The organism is Paenibacillus sp. J53TS2, from assembly GCF_018403305.1.
GTDB lineage: Bacteria > Bacillota > Bacilli > Paenibacillales > Paenibacillaceae > Fontibacillus > Fontibacillus rhizolycopersici.
Genome location: NZ_BOSK01000012.1, coordinates 75,573 through 100,997 on the forward strand (window position 1 = coordinate 75,573; position 25,425 = coordinate 100,997).

20 protein-coding genes and 11 tRNA genes are annotated in these 25,425 nt (G+C 49.9%); 2 read left to right on the top strand and 29 right to left on the bottom strand.

The window, feature by feature from the left end:
- Positions 1-109: 109 nt before the first annotated feature.
- A complete protein-coding gene (locus KJS42_RS20340; RefSeq protein ID WP_155608758.1) occupies positions 110-352 on the bottom strand; it encodes a post-transcriptional regulator in 243 nt (80 codons plus the stop codon).
- A gap of 254 nt (positions 353-606) precedes the next feature.
- Between KJS42_RS20340 and spoVB the strand changes: the two genes are divergently transcribed.
- On the top strand, positions 607-2,226 hold the full coding sequence (gene spoVB, locus KJS42_RS20345; protein ID WP_193418954.1) for a stage V sporulation protein B: 1,620 nt from the start codon (positions 607-609) through the stop codon (positions 2,224-2,226).
- A gap of 10 nt (positions 2,227-2,236) precedes the next feature.
- Here spoVB and KJS42_RS20350 read toward each other — a convergent pair whose 3' ends face one another.
- Positions 2,237-2,950 (bottom strand): DUF421 domain-containing protein, encoded by a 714-nt coding sequence (locus tag KJS42_RS20350; protein WP_193418956.1) that lies wholly within the window; start codon positions 2,948-2,950, stop codon positions 2,237-2,239.
- A gap of 219 nt (positions 2,951-3,169) precedes the next feature.
- Here KJS42_RS20350 and KJS42_RS20355 point away from each other — a divergent pair, with 219 nt between their 5' ends.
- The gene (locus KJS42_RS20355) at positions 3,170-3,562 is read left to right on the top strand and encodes a TIGR04086 family membrane protein (RefSeq protein ID WP_213623962.1); all 393 of its coding nucleotides are present in this window, start codon (positions 3,170-3,172) and stop codon (positions 3,560-3,562) included.
- Positions 3,563-3,627: 65 nt separating this feature from the next.
- Here KJS42_RS20355 and yajC read toward each other — a convergent pair whose 3' ends face one another.
- The 27 genes from yajC to KJS42_RS20490 all read right to left on the bottom strand — a co-directional run bounded on the left by yajC (position 3,628) and on the right by KJS42_RS20490 (position 25,371).
- Positions 3,628-3,933, bottom strand: coding sequence for a preprotein translocase subunit YajC (gene yajC, locus KJS42_RS20360; protein ID WP_155608750.1), 306 nt, complete (start codon positions 3,931-3,933; stop codon positions 3,628-3,630).
- A gap of 37 nt (positions 3,934-3,970) precedes the next feature.
- Complete coding sequence (tgt, locus tag KJS42_RS20365; RefSeq protein ID WP_155608751.1) at positions 3,971-5,110, bottom strand: tRNA guanosine(34) transglycosylase Tgt; 1,140 nt, start codon at positions 5,108-5,110, stop codon at positions 3,971-3,973.
- 22 nt (positions 5,111-5,132) lie between these two features.
- Positions 5,133-6,161 (bottom strand): tRNA preQ1(34) S-adenosylmethionine ribosyltransferase-isomerase QueA, encoded by a 1,029-nt coding sequence (queA, locus tag KJS42_RS20370; RefSeq protein WP_213623963.1) that lies wholly within the window; start codon positions 6,159-6,161, stop codon positions 5,133-5,135.
- Between the two features lie 8 nt (positions 6,162-6,169).
- The gene (locus tag KJS42_RS20375; RefSeq protein ID WP_213623973.1) at positions 6,170-8,191 is read right to left on the bottom strand and encodes a SpoIID/LytB domain-containing protein; all 2,022 of its coding nucleotides are present in this window, start codon (positions 8,189-8,191) and stop codon (positions 6,170-6,172) included.
- Between the two features lie 126 nt (positions 8,192-8,317).
- Entirely contained in the window at positions 8,318-9,322 is a 1,005-nt protein-coding gene (ruvB, locus tag KJS42_RS20380) for a Holliday junction branch migration DNA helicase RuvB (RefSeq protein ID WP_155608760.1), read from the bottom strand.
- 32 nt (positions 9,323-9,354) lie between these two features.
- Entirely contained in the window at positions 9,355-9,975 is a 621-nt protein-coding gene (gene ruvA / locus KJS42_RS20385) for a Holliday junction branch migration protein RuvA (RefSeq protein ID WP_193418958.1), read from the bottom strand.
- Complete coding sequence (gene ruvC, locus KJS42_RS20390) at positions 9,972-10,475, bottom strand: crossover junction endodeoxyribonuclease RuvC (protein WP_213623964.1); 504 nt, start codon at positions 10,473-10,475, stop codon at positions 9,972-9,974. Before ruvC ends, ruvA begins: the two co-directional genes overlap by 4 nt.
- A 219-nt stretch (positions 10,476-10,694) precedes the next feature.
- Positions 10,695-11,243: a BofC C-terminal domain-containing protein gene (locus KJS42_RS20395; RefSeq protein WP_239484122.1), complete on the bottom strand. Its 549-nt coding sequence runs from the start codon at positions 11,241-11,243 to the stop codon at positions 10,695-10,697.
- A gap of 279 nt (positions 11,244-11,522) precedes the next feature.
- Positions 11,523-11,596, bottom strand: a tRNA-Pro gene (locus tag KJS42_RS20400).
- A 144-nt stretch (positions 11,597-11,740) separates the two neighbouring features.
- Positions 11,741-12,709, bottom strand: a complete 969-nt coding sequence (locus KJS42_RS20405; protein WP_213623965.1) for a sugar phosphate isomerase/epimerase family protein — start codon at positions 12,707-12,709, stop codon at positions 11,741-11,743.
- Positions 12,710-12,779: 70 nt separating this feature from the next.
- Positions 12,780-13,853: a Gfo/Idh/MocA family protein gene (locus KJS42_RS20410; RefSeq protein ID WP_193418964.1), complete on the bottom strand. Its 1,074-nt coding sequence runs from the start codon at positions 13,851-13,853 to the stop codon at positions 12,780-12,782.
- A 54-nt stretch (positions 13,854-13,907) separates the two neighbouring features.
- The gene (locus KJS42_RS20415; protein WP_213623966.1) at positions 13,908-17,063 is read right to left on the bottom strand and encodes an alpha-mannosidase; all 3,156 of its coding nucleotides are present in this window, start codon (positions 17,061-17,063) and stop codon (positions 13,908-13,910) included.
- Positions 17,064-17,106: 43 nt separating this feature from the next.
- A complete protein-coding gene (locus KJS42_RS20420) occupies positions 17,107-17,967 on the bottom strand; it encodes a carbohydrate ABC transporter permease (protein ID WP_213623974.1) in 861 nt (286 codons plus the stop codon).
- Between the two features lie 77 nt (positions 17,968-18,044).
- On the bottom strand, positions 18,045-18,983 hold the full coding sequence (locus tag KJS42_RS20425; protein ID WP_213623967.1) for an ABC transporter permease: 939 nt from the start codon (positions 18,981-18,983) through the stop codon (positions 18,045-18,047).
- 93 nt (positions 18,984-19,076) lie between these two features.
- A complete protein-coding gene (locus tag KJS42_RS20430; protein ID WP_213623968.1) occupies positions 19,077-20,558 on the bottom strand; it encodes an ABC transporter substrate-binding protein in 1,482 nt (493 codons plus the stop codon).
- A gap of 207 nt (positions 20,559-20,765) precedes the next feature.
- Positions 20,766-22,292 (bottom strand): response regulator transcription factor, encoded by a 1,527-nt coding sequence (locus tag KJS42_RS20435; protein WP_213623969.1) that lies wholly within the window; start codon positions 22,290-22,292, stop codon positions 20,766-20,768.
- Positions 22,293-24,092, bottom strand: coding sequence for a sensor histidine kinase (locus KJS42_RS20440; RefSeq protein ID WP_213623970.1), 1,800 nt, complete (start codon positions 24,090-24,092; stop codon positions 22,293-22,295).
- A gap of 300 nt (positions 24,093-24,392) precedes the next feature.
- A tRNA-Leu gene (locus KJS42_RS20445) sits at positions 24,393-24,472 on the bottom strand.
- 7 nt (positions 24,473-24,479) lie between these two features.
- Positions 24,480-24,553, bottom strand: a tRNA-Arg gene (locus KJS42_RS20450).
- A gap of 9 nt (positions 24,554-24,562) precedes the next feature.
- Positions 24,563-24,637 (bottom strand) — tRNA-Gly (locus tag KJS42_RS20455).
- 16 nt (positions 24,638-24,653) lie between these two features.
- Positions 24,654-24,729: transfer RNA gene (locus tag KJS42_RS20460), tRNA-Lys, on the bottom strand.
- A 21-nt stretch (positions 24,730-24,750) separates the two neighbouring features.
- Positions 24,751-24,827 (bottom strand) — tRNA-Asp (locus tag KJS42_RS20465).
- A 34-nt stretch (positions 24,828-24,861) separates the two neighbouring features.
- Positions 24,862-24,935 (bottom strand) — tRNA-Met (locus KJS42_RS20470).
- 20 nt (positions 24,936-24,955) lie between these two features.
- Positions 24,956-25,031: transfer RNA gene (locus KJS42_RS20475), tRNA-Val, on the bottom strand.
- A gap of 20 nt (positions 25,032-25,051) precedes the next feature.
- Positions 25,052-25,123, bottom strand: a tRNA-Glu gene (locus tag KJS42_RS20480).
- Positions 25,124-25,140: 17 nt separating this feature from the next.
- Positions 25,141-25,232 (bottom strand) — tRNA-Ser (locus tag KJS42_RS20485).
- 66 nt (positions 25,233-25,298) lie between these two features.
- Positions 25,299-25,371: transfer RNA gene (locus tag KJS42_RS20490), tRNA-Asn, on the bottom strand.
- Positions 25,372-25,425: the final 54 nt, after the last annotated feature.

The window sequence follows — 25,425 nt, forward strand, 5'->3', positions numbered from 1 at the left end:
TCCCCTTTCAATTTCTCAATATTCCTATTATAGCGATGGCCGAAAAACCAGTCAATTTATCTAATATTGTCAATTTGATTAACGACCGGCACGAAAAAAAAGATCCCATTCAATCTAAACGGGATCCCCGATAAGCGGACATCGTCATATAGTTCATAAACTGGGTTACTTTCAGAGAAAGAATGTCATTGACCAGTTGATACAAGGGAGGGACTCCGCCCTTCTCGTATTTATGGCTGATACACTCCCAAATGTCAGGTCCAGTGATATGCTCGTACCCGATTAGCTGGAATTCTTCGGCTTTGCTACGGCACAAGCTTTCGACAGCCTCGTTCAATTGTTGGTCCGTCATTTGATCTTCAGCCACGCTTCAAGCCTCCTTCGAAAACCCGTCTTATTACATTCTACCCTAAATCTCCGAATCCTGCTTAGAAGAGTTCTTCCATTTTCAAAACTTGCAAAAAAGACAAGTCATGAACCGGGACAGGTTTGTCATATCCATGAAGAGAGAGGTTGTACAGCCTCGTTTACGAGTTTATTAGGCAGCTTATCGGCATCGAGTTTTTGCCAGATCCAACGAGCGCTGCAGGAGGAGTGGAGTTTCGATTGAATAAACAAACCTTTATCCAGGGTACGATGATCCTGTTGGTGGCAGGGATCGTGAACCGCCTCCTGGGCTTCATTCCACGCATCATGCTGCCCCGTGTGATCGGGGCCGAAGGCGTTGGGCTGTACCAGCTCGGATATCCGTTTTTTCTCGTGCTGGTTACGATTATTACCGGCGGTATTCCTCTCGCCGTGGCTAAGCTGGTGGCAGAAGCGGAATCCTCGGGCAAACCGGAGCGATCTGTGTCGATTTTGCGGACAAGCTTGGTGTTTACAACGGCAGCCGGCTTTCTTTTTACTTTTCTCTGTTTATTTGGCGCCCCCTGGGTCACCAAGTATGTTCTCACCGATCCACGTGTTTATCATACGTTTATCGCCATGAGTCCGATGATCATCATCGTTTCGGTATCATCGGTCTATCGCGGGTATTTCCAGGGGAAGCAGGATATGATCCCCTCGGCGGTTTCCTCGATCATGGAGACGGTCGCCCGAATCATCGGTGTCCTCTGGTTTTCTTACTTGCTCCTCCCTATGGGGATCGCCTACGCAGCCGCAGGGGCGATGCTTGGCGTCGTAGCCGGCGAAGTGGTCGGCATGGGCGTCTTGCTGTGGCAATACCGCCGACTGCAGCGGCGGGAGCGATTGGAGTCCTCCAAACCAAGCGCCATCGCGGATCTCCCCACGGACATCGCCAACTCGGACGAACCTTTAACCTCCACCGAATCTCCGTTTGGAGCCACACTGCGCCGGATTCTGCGCATCGCCATACCGGTGACAGGCAGCCGACTAGTCGGTTCGTTATCCTACCTGCTGGAGTCGATCACGACCGCGCGAAGTCTGGCAATCGCCGGTGTAGGGGTCGCCGTGGCCACCTCCCAGTACGGAGCGCTGCAGGGGATGATCATCCCACTGCTTCTGCTTCCCGGGGCGCTGACGTCTTCGCTTGCCGTATCGCTGGTTCCCTCCCTGGCCGAAGCCCAGGCACGCGGAGATGTCAAAACGATCCATTTACGACTGCATCAATCCATACGGCTTGCCCTCGTTACCGGTGCTCCGTTTGCCGCGATCATGTTCGTGCTAGCTGAACCGATTTGTCGGCTGGTTTATAACGATGACTCCATCGGAGGCATGCTTAAGATCATGGCGCCGTTTGCCCTCTTGCTGTATATCCAAACACCGCTCCAGGCCACGTTGCAGGCTCTGGACAAACCGGGGCGTGCGCTCATCAATACGCTGGTTGGGGCTATTATCAAAATTTCCCTGATCTTCTACCTTGCCTCCAATCCAGCGCTAGGTATCTACGGTGCGATTATCGCGATTATCGTCAACTTTATCATCGTTACAGTCATGCACGGGTACAGCGTGTCCAAGACACTTCGCTACCGTTTGCCCTTCCTTGATATGCTCAAGGTTAGTGCTGCAATGGTCATTATGGCTGCCGCCGCTGACTATTTCTATAAGAACCTTGTCCTCAGTTCACAGATGGGATGGCAATTCTTAATAGCGGCGATGCTGTCCGGGTTGCTGTATTTAGCTCTTGCCGGAATCATGGGATTGTTTGATCTTCAGGACCTCAAGCGGCTTCCCATCTTTGGCAAATGGTTCCGAAACCGAATGTAATCCGCTGTGATTATTTCTCGTCCATTGCATTGATATAAAGCTTTCCTTTATGATCGATGCTGCAAAAGAACACCTGTTTAAAATCCGTCAATCCCTTCGACTGGATTTGATTTTTCAGCCAAAAGCGGGTTTTCCCGATTTGCTTCAGGTTCTCATCGTTCACCTTGCCATCCATAATGAGCGGCAATGGAAGCGCCTCGAATTTGATTTTCGCGGACAGACTGGCTTCCCGTTTTGGGGCTTGTTGCCCCCCCTTCCCTTGTTCGGACTTGTCCTTGGGAACCACGCTTAGTTGTCCGCTCGTTTCCAATACGGCAAATTCGACGTCGGCTACGCTATCGACCTTTTGCGAGCGCAACTGCATCAGCAAATCGTCCAAATTGTAGCGCTGACGCCTCATTTCTTTCCGGTTGATTTGCCCATTTCGAATGATGACGCTCGGTTTGCCGTCAAACCACAACCGCACCCTGCGAAACCGGAGCGACAGCATCGCGATCGCAATTTGGATCAGCAACAACGTCAGCATGGGGACAATTCCGTCATAGATCGGCCGATCGATATCTTCCAGGGCAAAAACGGCGATTTCCGCGATCATGACTGAGATCACCAGGTCGAAGATGGATAGCTCGCCGATTTCTCTTTTTCCCATAATACGCATGACTCCGAACACCATGAAATACATCAGGACGGTTCGGAAGATATGGTTTGCCATATGCTCAACCATGGGCAATCCCTCCTCGATCTAGAAGTTCGCACAAGACATGGTATAGCTATTCTGACCGCCCCTTCTCCTTTCCATGCGAAATATCACAGGTTAAAATGCGGGAAGCTTGCAATAATCTTCCTCGCTCAATTTGGCCAAGTCAGGTCTATCTGGGAAAGCTTGACCATAAAATGGGGTAAAACGTCTGTCGTAGACATTGAAGACAGGAGGCCGACCACAATGCATTTGTTCCGCCGATTTTTCGGGATTCGTTTGTCTCAACCCACCGTTGCCGGGTTATGGTATGGATTTTTGTGGATGATGATTGGCGCATTGATTTTATCCTTATTACTCCAAGGAGACATGCTGGAAGAGTTCGAAATGACGTTATATACCTATCTCGTGCATGTAGCTGCCGTCTTGTTCGGGGGGATCGTATCCGGCAAGCGCGCGAAACAGAAAGGATGGTATCAAGGGGCTCTGACCGGAGCGCTTTATGTGCTGCTTTTGCTGCTGATCAGCTTTCTAGCCATGGATACGTCCCTAGGCTTTCAGGAATGGGCTTTGATCCTGCCGGGGTTTGTCATTGGTGCCATTGGGGGAATGATCGGGGTAAATTGGGGTCGGAAATAATCTGAGGTATATAAGAAAAAGAGCCTGTTCGCAACAGGCTCTTTCTTGGTTTGTCTTTATCGCGATTAACCTTCCGACTCTTTAATGGCGTGACTGATCGCGCTGCGGTCAAACGTCAGCTTGGTTACATCATTGACGCGAAGCACTACCGTGTCGTTAGTAAGCTCCATAATCGTCCCATGCAGACCACCGATCGTCACGATCTTGTCGCCTTTCTTAAGAGCGTTCAGCATCGTAGAGCGCTGCGATTGCTTTTTCTTCTGCGGGCGAATCAGTAGGAAGTAAAAAACGGCGATCATAATTACAAACGGAATGATCATGGTGACCAGCGAACCGCCGGCCGGCTGTTGTGCGGCATACTGAAAGAACATGTCTTATCCCCCTTTCTAAAATCGCTAACGGTATAGCTTAAAATCCTTTGTCATTGCCAAACAGACCGTACTGTTCAAAAAATTCATCCCGGAAACTCAACAACCGATCGTCCATAATCGCCTGACGGACTTTACCCATCAGATTGATCAGAAAATGCAGATTATGGTATGTAGTTAACCGCAGCCCAAACGTCTCGTCGGCTTTGATTAGGTGGCGAAGATACGCCCTGGAGTAATTCCGGCAGGTATAACAGTCGCATTCGGGATCCAGCGGTCCGAAATCGTTGGCATACTGAGCGTTGCGTACTACGAGCCGTCCTTGGCTGGTCATCGTCGTACCGTTACGCGCAATCCGAGTCGGCAAGACGCAGTCGAACATGTCGATACCGCGAATCGCTCCTTCGATCAACGCGTCCGGCGAACCGACCCCCATCAAATAACGCGGCTTGTTCGCCGGCAACAGGGGAACGGTATATTCCAGCACTTCATACATCAGCGGCTTAGGCTCGCCTACACTCAGTCCACCAATAGCATACCCCGGGAAATCTAGCGAAGTCAAATCGCGTGCGCTTTGCTTACGTAGGTCCTCATACATGCCGCCTTGAACAATGGCAAACAGCCCTTGATCCTGAGGACGGGCATGGCTTTGCAAGCAACGTTCCGCCCAACGGGTCGTGCGCTCCAGCGAGTTCTTGACGTAGTCGTATTCCGCCGGATACGGCGGGCATTCGTCAAACGCCATCATGATGTCCGAGCCTAACGCATTCTGGATTTCCATGGCCACTTCCGGAGAGAGGAACAGTTTGTCTCCGTTCAGATGAGAGCGGAAATGTACGCCTTCCTCCGTGATTTTGCGCATCTCGCTGAGAGAGAACACCTGGAACCCGCCGCTATCCGTCAAAATGGCCCGGTCCCAGTTCATGAATTTATGCAATCCGCCCGCTTGGCGAATGATCTCGTGTCCTGGCCGCAAAAAGAGATGGTACGTATTGCTCAAGATGATCCGAGCATCCATTTCCTTCAGTTCTTCCGGACTCATCGTTTTTACGGTGGCTTGCGTTCCGACCGGCATGAACACCGGCGTGTCAAACGAACCGTGCGGGGTATGCACACGTCCAAGCCGAGCGCCGGATTGCTTGCAGGTCTTGATATGTTCATAGGTTATTGCTGCTGCCAATCTGATCAACCGTCCTCTTCTTTTAATAAATAAACATGGCGTCGCCGAAGCTGAAGAACCGATATCTTTGGTCAATCGCTTCCTGATAAGCGCTTATGATTCGCTCCCGCCCCGCCAGCGCACTGACCAGCATGACCAGCGTCGACTTCGGTAAATGGAAATTCGTGAGGAGTGCGTCCACCAACCCAAATCGATACCCGGGATAGATAAAAATCCCCGTCCAGCCGCTGCTTTTGACGATGGGTCCGTCCCCGCATTGCTGGGCCACCGTCTCCAGCGTTCGAGCCGAAGTGGTCCCGACGGCTACGACTCTTCCGCCTCTGGCTTTCGTCTCGTTTAGCACGTCGGCCGTTTCCTGGGGCAGGACAAAATATTCTTCATGCATGACGTGATCTTCAACCCGGTCCACCGACATCGGTCGAAACGTGCCAAGCCCAACGTGCAGCGTGACAAACGCGAGGGTCACCCCTTTAGCCCGCACCTGCTCCAGTAAATCTTCCGTGAAATGCAAGCCCGCGGTAGGCGCGGCAGCCGATCCTTCGTGTTTGGAATACACCGTCTGATAGCGTTCGCGATCATCCAGCTTTTCCTTAATGTACGGGGGCAGCGGCATTTGACCCAGCCGATCCAGGATCTCATTAAAAATCCCTTCATAGGTGAACCGAAGTATGCGTCCGCCCATCTCGCCTTCCGACTCGACCGTGGCCCGCAATTCCTCACTGAAGACGATGACCGCGCCAGACTTCAACTTCTTGCCGGGTTTGACCAAGGCTTCCCAACGGTCATCGCCCAGATTTTTGAGAAGCAACACTTCGGCTTTGGCCCCGGTATCCTCTTTTATTCCGAACAAACGGGCCGGAATGACTCGTGTATCGTTCAGTACCAACGTATCGCCGGGCTGTAAATAATTCAGAATATCAGAAAACGTATGATGCCGGATTTCCCCGGTTTGTTTATTCAACGTCAGCAGGCGCGAAGCACTTCGTTCGGCCAGCGGCGTTTGAGCGATCAGCTCTTCTGGGAGCTCGAAATCATAAAGATCCACATTCATCGGTTTATTCATTCCTTAACGATAGTCACATTTTGGTAGTAGTGTTGCAAGATTTGCCGGTAATCATACCCACCGTCGGCCAATCCTTTAGCCCCCCACTGCGAGAGCCCCAGGCCGTGCCCGTTACCGCGGCCAACGAAGACAAATTGGTTTGTCGACCCAATCACGCGCGCCGTCTTGTCGCCGCTCAGCACGACTAAACCGCTGTTTGCCGTCGTCTTGCCTGATGCCGACTGTATCGTCGTTGCCGACGTGGCAGTACCTGTTCCTGTATTTCCTCCTGCACCTTGTACAGTATACCGTCCGGTTTGAACGATATCAAACAAAGTGCTAGGTAAGCTGTTTAAGGCAGAGCGATACGAATCCGGATATTTGACGTCAAGCGGTTGCCCGTTAGCTTTGACCTGCGTTACTCGTCCGGACGGTCCACGCTTGGTGACTTCCAGATTCAAAATAGGGGACGGTGCTTCCGTAGACGTTTTTCCCTTAAGGGACTTCACTAAATCATCCGAGCTGAAAGGTCCGCGAATCCAAGCATAGGAGCTGGATTCAGGCACCTTGTCCAAAACGATGGCCAGGTCACCTGGATTCAGCTTGGCGACCGGATCAACTTCCGATTGAATGAGCGGCAGCTTACGGACCAAGACGTTGCTTGTAGTCACCGTCAACTTCTGCAAGCCCGCTGGCGTCGTTCCGTTTAACGCCGTATTATCCTCCCGAACATATCCTGTAACCCCACTGGACAGCAGTACATGATACCACGATTTCAATGAGGCTTGTGCCGATTCATCCCCATCGCTTGTCACGCTGGAGTAAATCGGATTGACATTCCCCCAAACCTCGCTCGAATCCGCCGTCACGCCGCCGCTGTTGGACGCGAAAATGCCTTCCACGATTTGTCCATTCGCCGCAACCAGCACCTCACCGGCCGTGGCATCAACCGCTTGGACAATACTGGGTACTTCCTTCTCCGTACCGTTGTAAACTTGGCTTAAGGTTGTGTCCACAAGCCCGGCTACTTTAAATTTGTTTAGTCCTGCATTGTACAGGGCATAACTGCGCGCCGCGACCGCCTGGGCTTTTAGCGCCTCTTGAGGCCACGACGACGGGACTTCACCGGCGACAACGGAATACAGATATTGTTCTAAGGGCAGCTCGTTGACCAGAGCCAGCTGACCGTTCATTTTACTGATCTCAAAATCACCACGGTAACTACGTGCAAAACGCTCCACGACCTGGATCGGGGAATTGCCGTCGTCCCGGATCGTTAACTTGGTGCCTTCTCCGCTAAGCTCGTAGTGGTCGACGCCTGCAGGAGCGTCCAAATTCAACGTCACGTCGCGGTGCAGCAGTAGGGCCGGGACATTCTCGTTCACCGGGGCCCAGGAAATCCCCGGATACAGTCCGGACAGCTCGGTTTGCAGCGAAGATTGCTCCGATGCGCTTAGCGCGCCGCCAACCCATACCGCATATTGCTGCGGTCCGGTCATTGCCACTACCGCCTCCGCATGCGGCGCGGATAGGGTTTGGCGAAGATTCACGGCTTCCGCCTGACTTGCAAACGAACCCGCGGATACGTACAACGGTCCGCGTGCTTCGGCTTTGCCGCCCTTCAAGGAAGCAGACAACGTTTGGCTGACCCGGTCAGCCGCTTTCTGCGCTTCTGCCGCACTGACGTAGGGCCCCGTATACACGCGGTATGCCGTACTCCCAGCTTGGCCTACCGCGTAGGCTACCGGCTTATCCGACGTGCTTTGCAGCTTCTTGACCGCAGCCGCGACCGTGGCCCAATCTGCGGATTCCAAGGCTTTGACCTTATAGCCGCTGATGCTAAATCTTGTGGTTCCTCCCGCCCCCAGCTGGAGCCAAGGGTCCAACATCGAGTTGTTTGCAAACCCTGCTTCTGCGGCCGCCGTTGTTTTCAGTGTGACTGCCGGGGTCGTCGATTTGTACGTGCTGCCTAAATCCAAGTACATGGCCACGCGCACGCGCGTTGTGTCCGATTGATCGGCAGATGCCGGCATGTGCATAGCCCCGGCCAGCAGCAAGCCGGCAAGAATCCCTTTCCCCCATAGACCTAACGATAATGTCCGTTTTATACGTTTCAAACCCGCTTCTCCTCCTTCATGATGCCGTTGGGCTAAATCAAGTTAAGGTTAAGGCGTTTCCGGCATCGGCAAACCCAGATGTTGATACGCCGCCGGCGTTACCATCCGCCCTCGTGGGGTCCGCTGCAGAAAACCGATTTGCAGCAAATACGGTTCGTACACGTCTTCGATCGTCTGGCTCTCCTCACCGATGGTTGCGGCGATGGTATCCAACCCGACGGGACCTCCCCGGAAGCTCATGATCATCGCTCGCAGCATTTTATGGTCGATCAAATCCAATCCCATGGGATCAACCTGCAGGAGCTGCAATGCTTCTTTGGCGATCTCCGTGGTAATCATGCCGTCGCCGCGAACCTGTGCATAATCGCGAACCCGCTTCAGCAAGCGATTGGCGATCCGAGGCGTCCCGCGCGAACGAAGCGCGATTTCCGTAGCCGCGTCTCCAACCATTTCAATGCCGAAAATGTCCGCGCCCCGCGATACGATATAGCTGAGTTCATCGATATTATAAAATTCAAGGCGGCTGACCACCCCGAAACGGTCACGTAACGGCGCCGACAGGAGCCCCGCCCGTGTGGTGGCGCCAACCAACGTGAACGGCGGCAGATCCAACCGAACAGAGCGTGCGCTTGGCCCCTTGCCGATCATGATATCGAGCGCAAAATCCTCCATCGCCGGATACAGCACTTCTTCCACCGTCCGATGCAAACGGTGGATCTCATCGATAAATAAGACGTCCCCCTCCTGCAGATTGGTCAGCAGCGCGGCCAAATCCCCCGGCCGCTCAATGGCCGGTCCCGAAGTTGTCCGCAAATTGACGCCAAGTTCATTCGCAATGATATTCGCAAGCGTCGTTTTGCCAAGCCCCGGTGGTCCGTATAACAGCACGTGATCCAACGCTTCCTTACGCATTTTCGCCGCTTCAATATATATTTTCAAGTTTTCCTTGATCTGGTTTTGTCCGATATATTCCGCCAAATAACGAGGCCGCAGGCTTAATTCCACCGCCTGGTCTTCCATCATCAAATTCGCGGAGATGATCCGGTCCTCCATCATGCGCTAAGCTCCCCTTCCTGTCCTTATCCTTAACCGGCGTACAGCAGCTTGAGCGCCTTCTTCATAACGGAATCCACCGCCTCGTCCGGCCCGACATCGTCTTTCAAACGATGCCATACCCTGTCCAGCTCAGCCTCGGTGTACCCCAGCGCCTTCAGGCCCTCGCGAGCCTCTGGCCACCCCGGATTGCCGGCGTCTAGCCCGGCCTCTCCAATGACAGCAGGCACCGGATCAAATAATGTGCCGCCGACGCCCTCCAGCTTGTCCTTAAGGTCTAGAATCATCCGCTGTGCCGTCTTCTTCCCAATTCCCGGCAGCTTGGTCAGAAATGCGATATTCTCTTGATGGATCGCCGCCACCACATGGTCCGGGCTACCGCCGCTTAGGATCCCGAGCGCCACACGTGGGCCGATGCCGGACACCTCAATCAACTTTCGAAACAGCTTCTGCTCCTCACGGGTCGGGAAACCAAACAACAGAATGGCATCTTCACGCACGTGGTGATGGGTATAGACCGTCACCGTTTCTTGCCCTTTGGCTGCCAAAGCGTACGGATTTGGACAAAACACCCGATACCCGACCCCTTGCACATCTAATACGACGTACTCTGTTTCCAAATGGGCAATCTGCCCCCGTAAAAAATCGATCATGAACGCAATACCTCGTTTATTTTAGAATTTAATGTGTATGAATGCGCGTGGCAAACGGCTACGGCTAATGCGTCCGCCACATCGTCCGGCTTGGGGATCGCCTGTAGTTTCAGGAACATGCGCGTCATTTCCTGGACCTGACGTTTTTCTGCCTTTCCGTAACCCACAATCGCTTGCTTCACTTGCATTGGGGTATATTCCGCAATCGGCAGCCCCTTCTGTACCGCAGCAAGTACCAACACGCCCCTTGCTTGGCTAACTGACATCGCCGTCGTGACGTTCCGATTAAAAAACAACTTCTCAAACGCCACCGCTTCCGGTTTGTATTTGTCGATTAACTGAACCATCGCCTCATAAACATGCATGAGCCGCTCTTCGTCCGGCGTATGAGCCTCGGTTTGGATGCAGCCGTACTGCACCGGCGTCACCTTACTGCCTTGTTTATCAATAAATCCGAACCCGACAATCGCGATGCCGGGGTCAATTCCAAGTATACGCAAGACTGATCTCTCCCTATCGTTGCTAAACTCCTCATGATCCTAAGACGGAGCCCTTCCAGCGTAAAGCGAACATATGTATTCACTTTATTATAGCAAAAGATCGCAAAGATTGAGGAAAAACTTTGTAGAGGAGAGCACTGCCGGAGAAAGCACAAAAAAGACGTTACGGAGTAACGCCCTTCTTGTCATACGGTGGAAAGTGGAGCAACGAGAGATGATCTACCGCGATGCCTCATCATCCTGCTGCATGACCCTTTCCGAGGGCTCAATCGCATAATCGCTAAAGGTCGACAGCACGCTGTTGTACTCTTCCACATCCTGAATGCGAATTCCTTGCTGTAGTTGTTGAATCACTTCGGCCGGAAGCGCACTCTCCATCATCTCCACGTCCATTTGGAAAAAAGTACGAATCACCTTTTCCTTCTTCGGTGGACCGTCAAACAACGTCAAATTGCCATCCTTGTCCAAACCGATGTAACCCCTCGTCTTGCAGGTGTCGGAAAGACCATTGATTTTTTCCTCAACCCAAACGTCGCCGCCTGCGCCCAGTCTTCCCTCCCATGAAGGGTGATCTTTCATGAGCGTTGTAATTTCCTCCGGGGTCATAATTCCAAGAACGGTGCTTTCTTCGCCACAGGTATATATTTTCGTCAAATGAACGATTCGCGATTTATCCTCATCCAGCTCTAACAACCACGCTTTATCGGCATCCGGTGCAGCTTCCTGCCACTTCCCCAAAGTTTCGATCGCCATCGGTTCTCGGGCCATCAGCTTTTCCATTTGATTAGATAATGGGAGCCCCATCCAGGCCATAACCGCAATCAAACAAAAGGCGCTGGCGGTCCATATGGCGCGTCTCCATCTTCTCCATCGTTTTTTTAGATGTTTTTTGATATGGAAGATATTCACGGTTATCCCCTTCTATCGGACTTTTGTCTCTATTGTGGCCGATAGCGAGAGCGTTTATTCAATTCTAGAAGACAACGGCGCCTCATAAAAAAAAGCAAAACAAAAACAGCCATCCTTAAAGGATGACTGTTTCCATGATCGGGACGACACGATTCGAACATGCGACCCCCTGGTCCCAAACCAGGTGCTCTACCAAGCTGAGCTACGTCCCGTTAACTAAAGTTGTGTCCGCACAAAATCGGGTCACTTTTACTATTATAGCGACTTCAAGGAAGAAGTCAAGAAAAAATAACAGGATCAACCCTTTGCCCGAAAGCAAAACGTTGAACCTGCCTGTTGATACGGTTTATCTACTATTATGCCCACCACATTGCTGAAGGTTGTTCATGAATCAGAATTGACTTCAAATTGGCTACGGCACGCGTCAATCCTTCGTCGACGGTCATCAGCGGATCCTCATGCTCAATACTCAGAACATAATCATAACCATAGATCCGCAAAGCCGAAATGATATCCGACCAGGTTTTCAAATCATGGCCGCAGCCGACTGTGCGAAAGGTCCAGGCACGAGTTTTCACGTTTCCGTAGGGCTGCATGTCCGTTAATCCATGCATATTGATATTGTCTTGATCCAAATAGGTGTCTTTTGCGTGGAAGTGGTGGATTGCGCCGGCTTCGCCAAGAATTTTGACGGCCGCTACCGGATCAATTCCTTGCCACCATAAATGACTTGGGTCCAAATTACAGCCAATGGCTTTTCCGGTCGATTCCCGCAATTTCAACATCGTATATGGCGTATGGGCCAAGAAGCCGCCGTGAAGCTCAATTCCGATCTTCACGCCTGCGGCTTCCGCTTCCGCGTTCATCTCTTTCCAGTAAGGAATCAATTTTTGTTCCCATTGATAATTATAGCTGTCGTCATATTCGGTCGGCCAAGGCAATACAGGCCAGTTCACCTGGGTGTCCGATGCATTCCCGCCCGAAACGCCGGAGAAACCGTTCACCACGGGAATGTTCATTAAACTTGCCAACTTTATAGTTTTACGGAGTAATTCGTCCGCTTCCGCCGCCACTTCCGGGATCGGAGAGATCGGATTATGATGGCAGCTTAAGGCAGATATCTCCAATCCCCTGTCGGCTAATTTAGCTAAGTACTCATTCCTTGCATCACGGCTTCCCAATAATTCGTCAATATTCAAATGAGCGTTGCCCGGAGAGCCCCCGGTACCGATTTCTACCGTTTGCAACCCTTTTTTTGAAACTTCCTCGATCATTTCTTCAAAGCTTAAATGGTTAAACAACGGGGTAAACACGCCCAGTTTCATGGTTGGTACTCCCTTCTATTTGACACGTGGTTCATAGCCATCGCGGATGAATGGAATCTTTGGTCCTCTTTTATAGATAAACGGGCTCGCCCAGCTTGGAAGATTTATAGAGTGCCTCTAAAATTTCAGTAACCACCAAGGCTTCTTCCGGTTTCACAACAGGTTCGGCATCATTGAGAATGGCATTGATCCAAGAATTCGCTTCTAGAAATTCCGGCCGCTCAATATCCCCATCATAGAAATCGGCACCGCCCGGTTGCAGCTTTATGTTCTTCTCATAGAGCAAGCTGTGATCTTCGCCATTAATGGTTAAGCCATGGTTCATGTCGGCCCCCGCTTTAGTACCGCACAGCGTGGTTTTGGCTTCTTTGGTATCCAAACTATTTAAGGCCCAGCTTGATTCCAGAAAGATCGTTGCACCATTTTCCATCACAACAAAACCAAAAGCCGAATCTTCGACGGTAAATTGAGCAGGATCCCACGATCCCCAAGCATTCGCCGCATTAGGAGTTTGGGATAATGCATGATAGGTTTTTCCGACCACGTATTTAGGTTTATAGTTATTCATCATCCAAAGAGTGAGGTCTAAGGCATGTGTGCCGATATCAATCAATGGTCCTCCGCCCTGGGCTTCTTCATCCAGGAAAACACCCCATGTTGGGACGGCGCGGCGACGAACCGCATGGGCTTTCCCAAAATAAATTTCTCCCAGTTCGCCTTCTCTGCATACCTCATGCAAATATCTTGAATCCGTCCGGAACCGGTTTTGATAACCTATCGTTAATTTCTTACCGGTGCGCTTGGACGCTTCAACCATGCTTCTTGCTTCTTCGGAAGTTTTCGCCATCGGTTTTTCGCACATCACGTGGCAGCCCGCTTCCATGGCCGCAATGGATAATTCGGCATGAGAAGAGTTCGGAGTACAAACATGGACCACATCCAAATCGGTGTTCGCTAACATTTGCTTGAAATCATCAAAGACCTGTGCATCCTGGGTACCGAATTTTTCTTTGGCTTCTTCTGCTCGCTCCACAACGATATCGCAAAATGCCACCATTTCTACCTCTTTGACCTCTGAAAGTGCTGGCATATGCTTGCCCTTTGCAATCCCACCGCATCCGATAAACCCAACTTTTAATGTCATGTTCCGCCTCCTGCGAATAACTCATTTGAAATCCTCGTTCTTTAGTAACAGCCATTAGCAGCCATTTTCATGAATCAGCTTTACGGTCTTGATCTCATAAGGACGAAAATCAAGATAGAGCTCTCCGTCATGCACCAATGCTTCTTCTATTTCTTCTTCCATTAGATTAACCACCATGGCTTTAAGCATAGGAAGCTTCCAGTTCAAGCGAATTTGTTCACGAGCCCCTGACGACTCGTAAAAGCGCAGAATCGTTCCTTTTTGGTCTTCTGCCATTTTAATCGTATCCAATATGACATGATCGCTAACTAGACGGAAGAACGAATTATCGCCTGGCAGAATTCCTGCCTGAATCTTGGCTTGCTCAACGACCACTGGCTGGTTTAATTCCGCAGCGGTACGTACGACACTCGCCTCCCGCCAGTTCCCGCGATGCGGATATAGCGAATAAGTGAACTCATGCTGCCCCAAATCCGCATGCTTGTCCGGCCATTTCGGTGCTCTCAACAAGGAGAGCCTCAAGACACCCTCCTTTATGTCATATCCGTATTTGCTGTCGTTCAGGAGGCTGACTCCGTAACCGCCCTCGGATAGATCGGCCCAGCGATGCCCGCAAACTTCGAACTGGGCTTGATCCCAACTCGTATTATTCGTCGTGGAACGTTCCAAAGCGCCGAACGGAATCTCATAAGTGGCCTTGGTAGCAATAAGATCCACGGGAAAAGCCACTTTCCATAATTTATGACTTTCCTGCCAGCTCACAGAAGTCTTGAAGTCCACTCTTCGCATGCCCTTTTGGAAGACGATATCCTGCTCAATCGTAGATCGGCTCCAAGACCAGCGTAAACGCAGCACATCTCTGACGCTTCCGTTTTCTATGACCTCGAAAGATTCCAGTTTCGCCGTACCGGCAGACTGTTTGGCGTAACGATGATCTACGTCCCACGCATCCCACTCCACGGGCCGGTCATGGAAGAACTGAAATTCATTGGCTACCCTTCCGCCTATCAGCAGTTCGCGTTTCTCTTCCTTATCCCGCCAGCGAGTAATCTCTCCGCGCTCGTTAAACTCAAGTACGTAGGTATCCGTTTCCCAGCGTAACGGCTGAACCGCACCCGCTTGCTGCTCAGTGTCAATCTGATTCTGCGTAACATCCAATGGCTTCGTACGCAGCCATACCGTTGTATAACCGAATGCGGGAACCGCAGGCAGTTCCGTCAGCAGAAAGCGTCCATTCTCGTCCTCAATCACTTGGGATTTCAGGGTTCTCCCTTGACTGTCAACCACCCACGCAACTGTCGCTGCTTCCAACCGAAGTTGAATCACGGCATTTCGTTCCCAGCCCAAACTGTTGAAAACGACGTAAGGGATGCCCTCTCCCGCAACGCTAATTTTCGAAAGTAAACTGGCAATCCCGCTTCTCAAAACCGAATGGCCGATTTGAGCCACTATGGCATACTCCCTTGAAGAAGTCTCGTATACCTCGGGAATGGAGGATCCTGGAATAATATCATGGAATTGATTTAGCAAAATCAGCTTCCAGCCTTCTTCCAAAGACGTCGCGAACCCCCTATTCGATGCGGATTCACTATTCACGCTAGTCGCCAAACTGCTCCATACCTCCGCTTCCCGGAATAACAGCTCCATCTTCCGGTTCATCTGCTTGTTTCTCGCCTGGGATGTATAGGTTCCGCGGTGATATTCCAAATACAGATCACCATACCATTTAGGAAACGATTCTGCCGAAGCGTCCAGTCCGCGGAAGTACTCCTCGGCTGTACTGAACTTACTGACAGGCAATCCGGGGAGATTGGCGGATCGCGCAACGTACTCGACCATTTCTCTAGTCGCCCCGCCGCCCCCATCACCATGACCATAGAGCAGCATTTCTTCGTCATGAACGTCTTTTTGTCGGAAGAAGTCCCAATGCTCTCTGATATCCTTCGGGCGGGTATCCTCGCCTAAACCATGATTCAGGTAAGAAAGAATACTCGTTCCATCTATTCCTACCCAATGAAAAATGTCGTAAGGGAACGGATTGGTATCGCTCCAATTCAACTTGCTGGTCATAAAGTACTCGACCCCTGAAAGCTTTAAAATCTGCGGCAGGGAAGCGCAATATCCGAAGGTATCCGGTAACCATTCAATCAAGGAGCGTTTGCCGAACTCCTCCATATAAAACTTCTGTCCATACAAACTTTGTCGCACCAAGGATTCGCCGCTGGGAATGTTCAGGTCCGGCTCAACCCACATCCCCCCTACCAGCTCCCACCGTCCCTTGGCTATCTGTTCCCTGACGCGGCCGTAGAGCTCGGGATCATGCTCTTTGACATAGGCATACAATTGCGGTTGGCTCTGGGCGTAATGAAACTCCGGAAACTCCTCAATCAAACGAAGAGCCGTCGAGAACGTGCGGCTGCCTTTCCGCACGGTTTCCCGTTTAGGCCACAGCCATGCAATATCAATATGGGACTGGGCTACCATGTGCATCACGCCCGCTTTTTTGCCCGTCGAGTCCTCGCGGAGTGCACGGAGCAGCATTTCTTCAAGCCGTTGGACCTCTTCCGGGTCCGGAAACACCGCCCGATCCTCCTCCGCGTCCCCGGACAAATACGCAAAGGCGTCATGTACCCTGTAAAGCGCCTCCATCAGGCGGTTCTTCTCAAGGCTCCGTTCCGGCAGCAACGCTGTGGATCCCGCCGCCACAGTTATCGTATACAACAGACTTCGGATGGGCCGGTTTACTATGACGAGCCTAACGTTTAAGTCGGCTATCGGTTGTCTTCGCGGATTGAATTGTTGGTTCAGGCGATCATCCGGATTCGGTTCCGGGTCCATCAATTCAATTTCCAATTCCGGAAGGTACCCGACCTCACGCGGATCCATAGGAATAAAGCAATGATTACTGTCCAAGCCATGATAGGAATGTCCGTTGATTCGCAGCAGTCCTTCACCGCTGAATTCGAACACCAATCCTACATCCTCGGCGGTCCACTCCGCAGGGACAACCACGCTTTTTCGCAGCAAATACGTAGTTCCGGCAGCCCCGTTCAGTGCAGCTCCCGCAAACTCAACTGATATTTCCTCTTTCCAATCATATTCGCCGGGGAGAAGGTAGCGTCCCCGCTTGATTTTCCAGGTAGTCAGTGTTTGCGAATCCTTCCATTGCAGTTCGCTTAAATGGCGGATTAGTCGATCAATTCTATTCATCATTGCACTCCATTCCCGGTGTACAGCGATTGCTGCATTTCCATTATTCTTTTAAAGAGCCTACGGTTAGACCCTGGATGAAAAAACGCTGAAAAAACGGATAGGCCAACACGATCGGACCTGTAGCCAGTACAACCATGGCCATACGCGAAGTCTCTTGAGGCAAGCTCGCTGCCACGCTCCCTAAACCGCTGTTTTTTGCATTCTGCAGAATAAAGGCCATGCTGCTCTCAATCCGCATCAGCATGGATTGCAACGGAACCAGGTCGGGATTGTCGATATACAGCAGGGCATTAAACCAGTCGTTCCAGTACCCGAGCGTGCAGAATAAACCAATGGTAGCCAAGCCCGGCAAGGAAAGCGGCAACACAATTCTGGCGAAAATTTGAAACTCGCTGGCTCCATCCATTTTTCCCGATTCGATAATTCCATCCGGAAGGCCTTTGAAGAATGTACGCATGATCATAATATAGAAAGCATTCATCGCCATGGGTAAGATCAGTGCCCATAGTGTATCCTTCAAATGAAGTACCTGGGTGACCACGATAAAAGTCGGTACAAGTCCACCGTTGAACAGCATGGTGAATAACGCCAAAAACGAAAAAAAACTGCGGTATTTAAAGCTGGATCGAGAGATTCCATAAGCATACAAGGCAATGACTAAAAGACTAATCACTGTCCCCACTACCGTTACGGTAATGGTGACTCCGTAGGATCGCAAAAGCTGAGAGCCATTCTGAAATAGATACTCGTACGCATACGTGCTCCATTTTTCAGGAATCAGGCGATAGCCATGATAGGCCAGGCTTTTTTCGTCGGTGAAGGAGAGAATCACGACAAAAGCAAACGGAAATACACAAATTAAGGCACATATTGCGACGATCACATTAAGTATCAGGTTCATACGCGGCGAGAGACTATGAATATCCCGATATGTTTTGGATTTGCTAGCCACAAGCTTTCCTCGCTTCCATAAATCTATTAAAACAACGCGCTGTCCTTATCGAGTTTACGAACGGTGTAATTTGAAGTGATGACCAGAATAAACCCAATGATGGACTGATAAAATCCTGCCGCCGTCGCCATTCCCATTTCACCGGTAGCATTCAATCCGCGATACACATAAGTATCGATGACATTCGTCACTGGATACAGTGCGCCCGAGTTGCGCGGAACGTTGTAAAACAATCCAAAGTCCGCATAAAAGATTCTACCGATAGCCAATAATGTCATGATAATGATCAACGGCTTTAAGAGGGGGATCGTAATGCTGCGAATCTGCCTCCACTTGCCGGCTCCATCAATCATGGCGGCTTCGTATAATGAACGGTCAAATCCAGTAATGGCCGCTAAATAGACCACACTGGTATAACCTATGCTTTTCCACAGGTTCGTTATAATGAGAATGTAAGGCCAGTATTCAGGCGTAGCGTACCACGATATTTCTTGCAAACCGAAACCGCTCAACACGCTGTTAAGTAGTCCTTTATCCGCATTCAAGAAGCTGTAAACAAAAAAACCGACAATCACAAAGGACATGAAATGAGGAAGAAACATTCCCGTCTGATATAGCTTGGACAAGCGCTTGTTCACGATCTCCGATAATAGGATCGCCATAATGACAGCAGCTAAAGTGCCTAGCGTAATAAAGGCTATATTGTAAAGTAGCGTATTTCGGGTAATGATATAGGCATCATTGGTACCAAATAGAAAGGTAAAGTTTCTGATCCCTACCCATTCGCTGCTTAAAAAGCTGGACAAAAAGCCCTCACCGTTATATCGGTACTGCTTGAAGGCAAGCAACGTCCCCCCCATCGGCAAATAGGAAAAAATAATAAAACCGATGGCTCCTGGCAGAACCATTAGCAAAATAGGTAAATTCTTGTGAAAGTCTTTAAAAAAATGGCGGATCGCATGCATTTCGTTCCTCCTAGCCAAACTTTATTCGATGTTTAGGAGCGAACCAGACTGGGGTTACCCCAGTCTGGTTCGCTTGTCTCCGTTTCTGATTCATTATTTCTGCGTCGCGCGCCATTCATCCAGCTGTCTTTGAGTTTCTTCGATGATCTTATCCAATCCGGCTGCTTTTAGCTCCTCAATTGCTTTTGGCAAATATTTGTCCGGATCTACGGAACCCGTCATCAACGGCGCCCAGAATTGATCCTTAGCATTATTCAATGCGGCTAACTCCGGTAACACATCATTGCCGTTAAAATTAAAGCCCAAGAGTGGAGCAGGTACTCCTTCTTCATTAAATTCGCGGAAGCCATCCCATTTATCTGCAGGATCCCCCTCAGTCAAGTAAGTCAGCATCATGTTTCCAATGGCAAACGAAGGCATATCGTAATCTCTCGATTTGTCCAAATTTTTAGCAACATTGTCTCCGATCTTCTCATAGTGCACGCCCTCAATGCCGGAGTCTACCAAGTTACGCAGATACGCATCGGTATTCAGCAGATTGAGGAACTTCATGGCTTCTACCGGATGCTTAGAATTTGCGGAAATCGCCTGCAGGGATCCCATAACCGACCAATTGTAAATGATAGGATCCGTCGCCGGTGTAGAAACTACCGGATAGCCGAGGGAAGCCGTCCACAAATTATCAGCAAACGGTTGGGTCGTTGGACGGTCTACAAACCAGTTGCCTGTTTTGGTTAAGTCTGAAGTTTCTGTCGTCGTTGCTACCTCAGGATCGATATATCCTGCCTGATAGTATTTGCGCATTGTCGCCAAAGACTGCTTCAACTCAGGAGTTTCCAGAATATTAACCACTTTAAAGTCGTTCGTATCGAGCTTCACAGCCATTGGGAGATTCTGAATAACGTAATCATAGGGAAGATTAGGAATAAAGTTTCGGTCAATCATGAACGGAACTACGCCGGGCTCGTTTTCTTTAATCGTTTTCAAGAGCGGCTCCAGACTTTCCAGGCTTCTTACGCCCGAAATATCCAAATTGTACTTGTCGAGCCATTGCTTATTGAAACGCCAGACATCCTGGGCGGGAAGCTCCTTATTGGCGGGAATCCCATAGTTCTTCCCATCCACCTTGGATCCTTCCAGAAATGCGGGATCCAGCGTCTCCTTGATTCCCTGCCCGTATTGATCCAGAAGATCATTCAATTCCATGAATGCGCCTTTTCTTGCGTTCTGTACATAATCAAACCCCCACGAAGCCGTAAACAGAATATCCATGGGCTCACCGGATTGCGTCAGAACCTGCATTTTTTGCGTGTAATCGCCAAAGTCGATTTGTTTCATCTTTACGGTGACCCCAATTTTCTCCGCGGTATACTTGCTCACTTCAGCCATGACCATATCGGTATCCTTCTGAGGCGTGCCAATGTTATACCAGATCAACTCCACCGGCTTTGCAGCCCCGCTGTTGCCGGTGCCTTCGGCCTCCTTCTCTTTGCCGGTTCCGCCGCAGGCCGACAAGATTGTCGTACATGCCAATACGAGGACCAAAATCAGAGATAGTTTGAAACTCTTTTTCATCTTGCGTTAACCTCCCTTTTGTTTTGAAACCGCTTTACTCTTACATTTTCAGGCTATCAAAAATCCGTCCGTTCCAACAGAAGACAAAACTAAGATACCTTAACCAAACTAAAGAAAGGTGCGATACCCCTCGGAGCATAGCAGCACTTCATAATAAAAACGCCGTTTATGTATCGACGTTAACGGCGTTTCGTTGCTCACCCGTTTTCATACGAGTGATTTATATTCCATTGGTGAGACCCCGACATATTTTCGGAACTGCCTATAAAAATAAGCAACTTCCCAATATCCGACTTCACGAGCCACTTGATTGACCTTCAGGTTCGTTTCTCGCAGTAATCTCTTCGCCTGCTCAATTCGGTAGCGGTTCACATATCCGGCAAAGCTCACACCTGTTTCCTTGCGGAACAGTTGGCCCAAGTAGACAGGATGCGTGTGAAACCGATCCCCCAACTGCATGAGTGTCCAGTTCTCGGTATACGTATCTTTCACCAGCTTTAATACTTGTTGGATCACAGGGCTGTAATTGGCCGCCTGTAACGTGTCCACTGACATTTGCGCCATATTTCTCAGTATTTCCATAAATCCTGCCCATTCTACTGTGTTATGAAGAAGATCAAGATGATCGGAAAACTTCTCCTCCAGCGCAGGATCCGCAGGTCTTACTTCTTCCACAGCCAGCTTAAGGCGGATCATAACCTCAGCGGCAATTCTCCATAAGTGCCGAGGCGTCATGCCCTCCTGTTGCTGCAGCTTGACAAAATCTTCTTGAATCACGTCTTTCAGTCTATCGGCGTCCCGGGTATGAAGCAATTGGATATACTGTTCCCAGCTGATGCTGCTTTCCGAACGTATCAACACTTTAGACATGTTCATTTTCTCATATTGGAAAATCGTTTCTCTGGGAAACAGCAGGAAATAATCCAATGCCTGTTTCGCCTCGTCATAGCTCAGAGAATCAGAGTCCTCCGTAGCCTCGACTCGTCCAAGTCCGATCCGGATATCGTTTCGCTCTTCCTGTCCAACTCTCGAGCACCACTCTTGCAGAAACCTTTGGGCAAACTCGCTCAACCCTCCCTCATTGTCCGACTGAAATATGATGGCCACATCCCCATCAAGATCGCGGTAGACCCACGGGGCTTGATTGCCCTTCGTCTCGTCCAATTCATCAAATAACCGGTCGTCATAGTCTCCCTTCCTGGCAACTGCGGCCAATCTGTATTGGCGAGTAGGGCCAAGCTGAAGCAGCTTACAGCGCTCTTTCCACTCAGCTGCCGCGATTTGCCTGGTCATCCAGCGATGAAGGGTGTTATTTCTGATAATGTAAATGTCATTTAAATCATCGTAATTGGGTCTGGCAGCCTCCAACTTGTCCATGAGCGTGCTCAAAGTTTGGGTGAGTTCAGACACATTGACCGGCTTCAAGAGATAATTCTCAATGCCCAGACTCATCCCTTCCTTGAGATAGTCGAATTCATTGTAACCACTCAAAATGATGACCTTGAGTTGATCATCGTCTTGACGTGCCTTGCGGATTAACTCCAACCCGTTCATTCCCGGCATGGAGATATCCGTAATCAAAACATCCACTTTCGTGGTGGCAAGCAGTTCAAGGGCTTTCCTTCCTCCCTTTGCCATTCCCACGATTTCCAGTCCCATTGCTCCCCAATCGATTAAGCTGCTTAGACCTTCAAGAATATATTTCTCATCATCTACAAGAAGAACCTTGTACACCTATAAATCTCCCTTCACGTAAGGCATACTGATTATTACCGTTGTTCCTTCGCCATACCTGCTGTCCAAATCCATGGTACATTCATCGCCATAGATATAAATCAGCCGTTGGTATACACTACGAAGTCCGAAGGATTTGCTGCCTGAATCAGGTTGTGACAAAGATTGTCGGATTGCATTTAACCTCTCCTCGCTCATCCCTACTCCATTGTCGCTGACAACAATTGATACAAATTCGTCCTTTAGTTCGGAACTCACCTCAATGCGGTTGATGATATCGTCGTCGCGCAAACCGTGAACGATAAAGTTCTCAATGATGACCTGTAGCGACAACTTTACAATGCAATGGTCCGCCGTTCGAGGGTCCAATCGGATCTCATAGCTGAAATTATCCTGGTAACGAGACTTGAACAATTCCAGATACATCCTGCTGTTCTCCATCTCTTGCTGAAGGCTTACAAACATCTCTTCCTCGACTAGATTCCGAAATAAGTTCGCCAGATTGTAGACCATGTCCCCTACTTCCGTTACGCCCAACGAGACGGCTCTCATTCGGATGACTTCCAGTGTATTGAACAAGAAATGCGGGTTCACGCGAGCCTGAAGCGCGGTCATTTCCGCCCGGCTTTGCTCTGCTTCCGCCTTATAACTTCGGTTAATATGGTGGGTAAGTTTATTCAGCATTTGGTTGAAACTGCCTGCGATCAGCCCTAATTCATCCTTCCTTTTAACGGGAATGCGAACGCTCAATTCCCCTGTTTCAACACTGCGCATTGAATGGATAATCAGATGCATCTGTTTGGTATAATTCATCACGAATCCAAAGGGAATCAAAATGATGACAAGTATGCAAGCCATGCTCAAAATCACAATAGTTCGCTGAATATCCACTAATCCGGCATTGATTTCCGCCTTGGGAACGACACTTAGCACAATGTAACCATTATTATTTTGGACAGCGCTAATCCATGAATTTTCCTTCAAAATGGCCGAACCATTGTAAGATAGAACTTGCTCGCCATATGGATACGGTTCGTTATAATATTGGCCGGACCGATCATAAATCACCTTGCCCTTTGGGGTGAGCACCAATAAATTACCTTTAAGCTTATTTTCGTATGGGGCTATGGCTGAGCCGATTTGGTCGGAATCATAGTATACCAGCAGATGTCCAACCGTCTTTAGATTGTACCGGTTTGTGATGTTCGTACGCGCCGTGTACATCCGCTCCTGGTTCTTATCGACGAGCTTCTCAAGCCATAGATTAGGAACAGAGATTCGAGCGGATTCATTCATGATGGCTCCAGGCACATAGGACTTCTCGGCGTTTACTTGATAGGACTTCAATCGCCCATGCCAGAAATCGTATACTTGCTGACTATCCTCCCCATAAAGAATAAGCTCTTTAATCGCAGGATTGGCATCCATTTTCCTAACAAAGAAACTCGCGGCATCCCAGTATGAGGCGCCGGAACCGGTGAGTTTCTCCAATCTGTAGTTCACATATTCGTTGTAGTTGTGCATGAGAAAAAAAGACACATTATCCGCAAGCGCTGATTGACTATATATTTCGTTTGTAATCTGCTCCACATAGTCCACATTTTTCTGCACGTAGTCATTTATACTGTCCAAGGCTCTGCGTTGGATTTCCATCTGACTTTGCACGGCCGAATCCAACATGCTCCTAAAGATCGCTTGGGCGATGCCTATCACAGTAACGATGGCTATCAGACTATATATAACCACCATCTTTGAGAGCGTCTTGTCTTTAATAAAAGTCTGATACCAACTACTTAACAAAGCAGCTTCCCCCTGTAATCATTTACGATTTCATCCAAGCCTGACCCATAACGACTTGATCTGCTTTGAGTCTTCATTATATGCTTGTACGATTTGATTTTTCAATAAAGAAAAGTCTGATAAGGAGTGGGCGGGCACCCTCCACTCTCCGGATGGCCATTGTCAGATTTGGAGAAATGGGGAGGGGATGATTCGATTCACCTTCTGAAGAAACATTGCTTGGAACATGAAAAAAGGCAAAATAAAAAACAGATTCATAAATATCACACTAGGGTGAATTTATAAATCTGTTTGGTTTGATGCCGGTGAAGGGACTCGAACCCCCACGGTTTCCCTCACGATTTTGAGTCGCGCGCGTCTGCCAATTCCGCCACACCGGCAAGGAAACGCGCCCTAAGAGATTCGAACTCCTGACCTTTTGATTCGTAGTCAAACGCTCTATCCAGCTGAGCTAAGGGCGCGTATTTAGATGGAGCGGACGACGGGAATCGAACCCGCGACCCTCGCCTTGGCAAGGCGATGCTCTACCGCTGAGCCACGTCCGCATAAAGAATATGAAACTGGTGAGCCATGAAGGACTCGAACCTTCGACACCCTGATTAAAAGTCAGGTGCTCTACCAACTGAGCTAATGGCTCGTACAAAGAGGCATAAAATAATGGCGGAGCCGACGGGATTCGAACCCGCGGTCTCCTGCGTGACAGGCAGGCATGTTAGGCCTCTACACCACGGCTCCACACTTGGATCATGCCATCCTCATTCGAGGATAATTGCGGGGGCAGGATTTGAACCTGCGGCCTTCGGGTTATGAGCCCGACGAGCTACCGGGCTGCTCCACCCCGCGTCAGTAAAAGAGAATCGATATGGTGGAGGCTGAGGGGATCGAACCCCCGACCCTCTGCTTGTAAGGCAGATGCTCTCCCAGCTGAGCTAAGCCTCCATATCTGGGAAGATAAAGAATGACCCGTAGGGGATTCGAACCCCTGTTACCTCCGTGAAAGGGAGGTGTCTTAACCCCTTGACCAACGGGCCACAAACAAAGTCCTTGCTGGCGGAGAGAGAGGGATTCGAACCCTCGAGACGCTTGTGACGCCTACACGATTTCCAATCGTGCTCCTTCGGCCAACTCGGACACCTCTCCATATGAGTTGGTTTCCCCAGAAGAGAAGCAAATATGCAATGCATACATGCTTCCTTCCAGGATGGACTCCCCGAACAGGACTCGAACCTGTGACAACTCGATTAACAGTCGAGTGCTCTACCAACTGAGCTATCAGGGAATATTGCTTGGCGGCGTCCTACTCTCCCAGGACCCTTCGGTCCAAGTACCATCG

Excerpts from the sequence above, each read along its gene's own strand:
- KJS42_RS20350 (WP_193418956.1), bottom strand. The coding sequence starts at position 2,950 with ATGGTTGAGCATATGGCAAACCATATCTTCCGAACCGTCCTGATGTAT.
- KJS42_RS20395 (WP_239484122.1), bottom strand. The coding sequence starts at position 11,243 with ATGGCCCGAGAACCGATGGCGATCGAAACTTTGGGGAAGTGGCAGGAA.
- KJS42_RS20405 (WP_213623965.1), bottom strand. The coding sequence starts at position 12,709 with ATGAAACTGGGCGTGTTTACCCCGTTGTTTAACCATTTAAGCTTTGAA.
- KJS42_RS20375 (WP_213623973.1), bottom strand. The coding sequence starts at position 8,191 with ATGCACATGCCGGCATCTGCCGATCAATCGGACACAACGCGCGTGCGC.
- KJS42_RS20410 (WP_193418964.1), bottom strand. The coding sequence starts at position 13,853 with ATGACATTAAAAGTTGGGTTTATCGGATGCGGTGGGATTGCAAAGGGC.
- queA (WP_213623963.1), bottom strand. The coding sequence starts at position 6,161 with ATGAATGTGGATCTTTATGATTTCGAGCTCCCAGAAGAGCTGATCGCT.
- KJS42_RS20340 (WP_155608758.1), bottom strand. The coding sequence starts at position 352 with ATGACGGACCAACAATTGAACGAGGCTGTCGAAAGCTTGTGCCGTAGC.
- KJS42_RS20355 (WP_213623962.1), top strand. The coding sequence starts at position 3,170 with ATGCATTTGTTCCGCCGATTTTTCGGGATTCGTTTGTCTCAACCCACC.
- ruvB (WP_155608760.1), bottom strand. The coding sequence starts at position 9,322 with ATGGAGGACCGGATCATCTCCGCGAATTTGATGATGGAAGACCAGGCG.
- ruvA (WP_193418958.1), bottom strand. The coding sequence starts at position 9,975 with ATGATCGATTTTTTACGGGGGCAGATTGCCCATTTGGAAACAGAGTAC.
- KJS42_RS20425 (WP_213623967.1), bottom strand. The coding sequence starts at position 18,983 with ATGCATGCGATCCGCCATTTTTTTAAAGACTTTCACAAGAATTTACCT.
- yajC (WP_155608750.1), bottom strand. The coding sequence starts at position 3,933 with ATGTTCTTTCAGTATGCCGCACAACAGCCGGCCGGCGGTTCGCTGGTC.
- KJS42_RS20420 (WP_213623974.1), bottom strand. The coding sequence starts at position 17,967 with ATGAACCTGATACTTAATGTGATCGTCGCAATATGTGCCTTAATTTGT.
- KJS42_RS20430 (WP_213623968.1), bottom strand. The coding sequence starts at position 20,558 with ATGAAAAAGAGTTTCAAACTATCTCTGATTTTGGTCCTCGTATTGGCA.
- KJS42_RS20415 (WP_213623966.1), bottom strand. The coding sequence starts at position 17,063 with ATGAATAGAATTGATCGACTAATCCGCCATTTAAGCGAACTGCAATGG.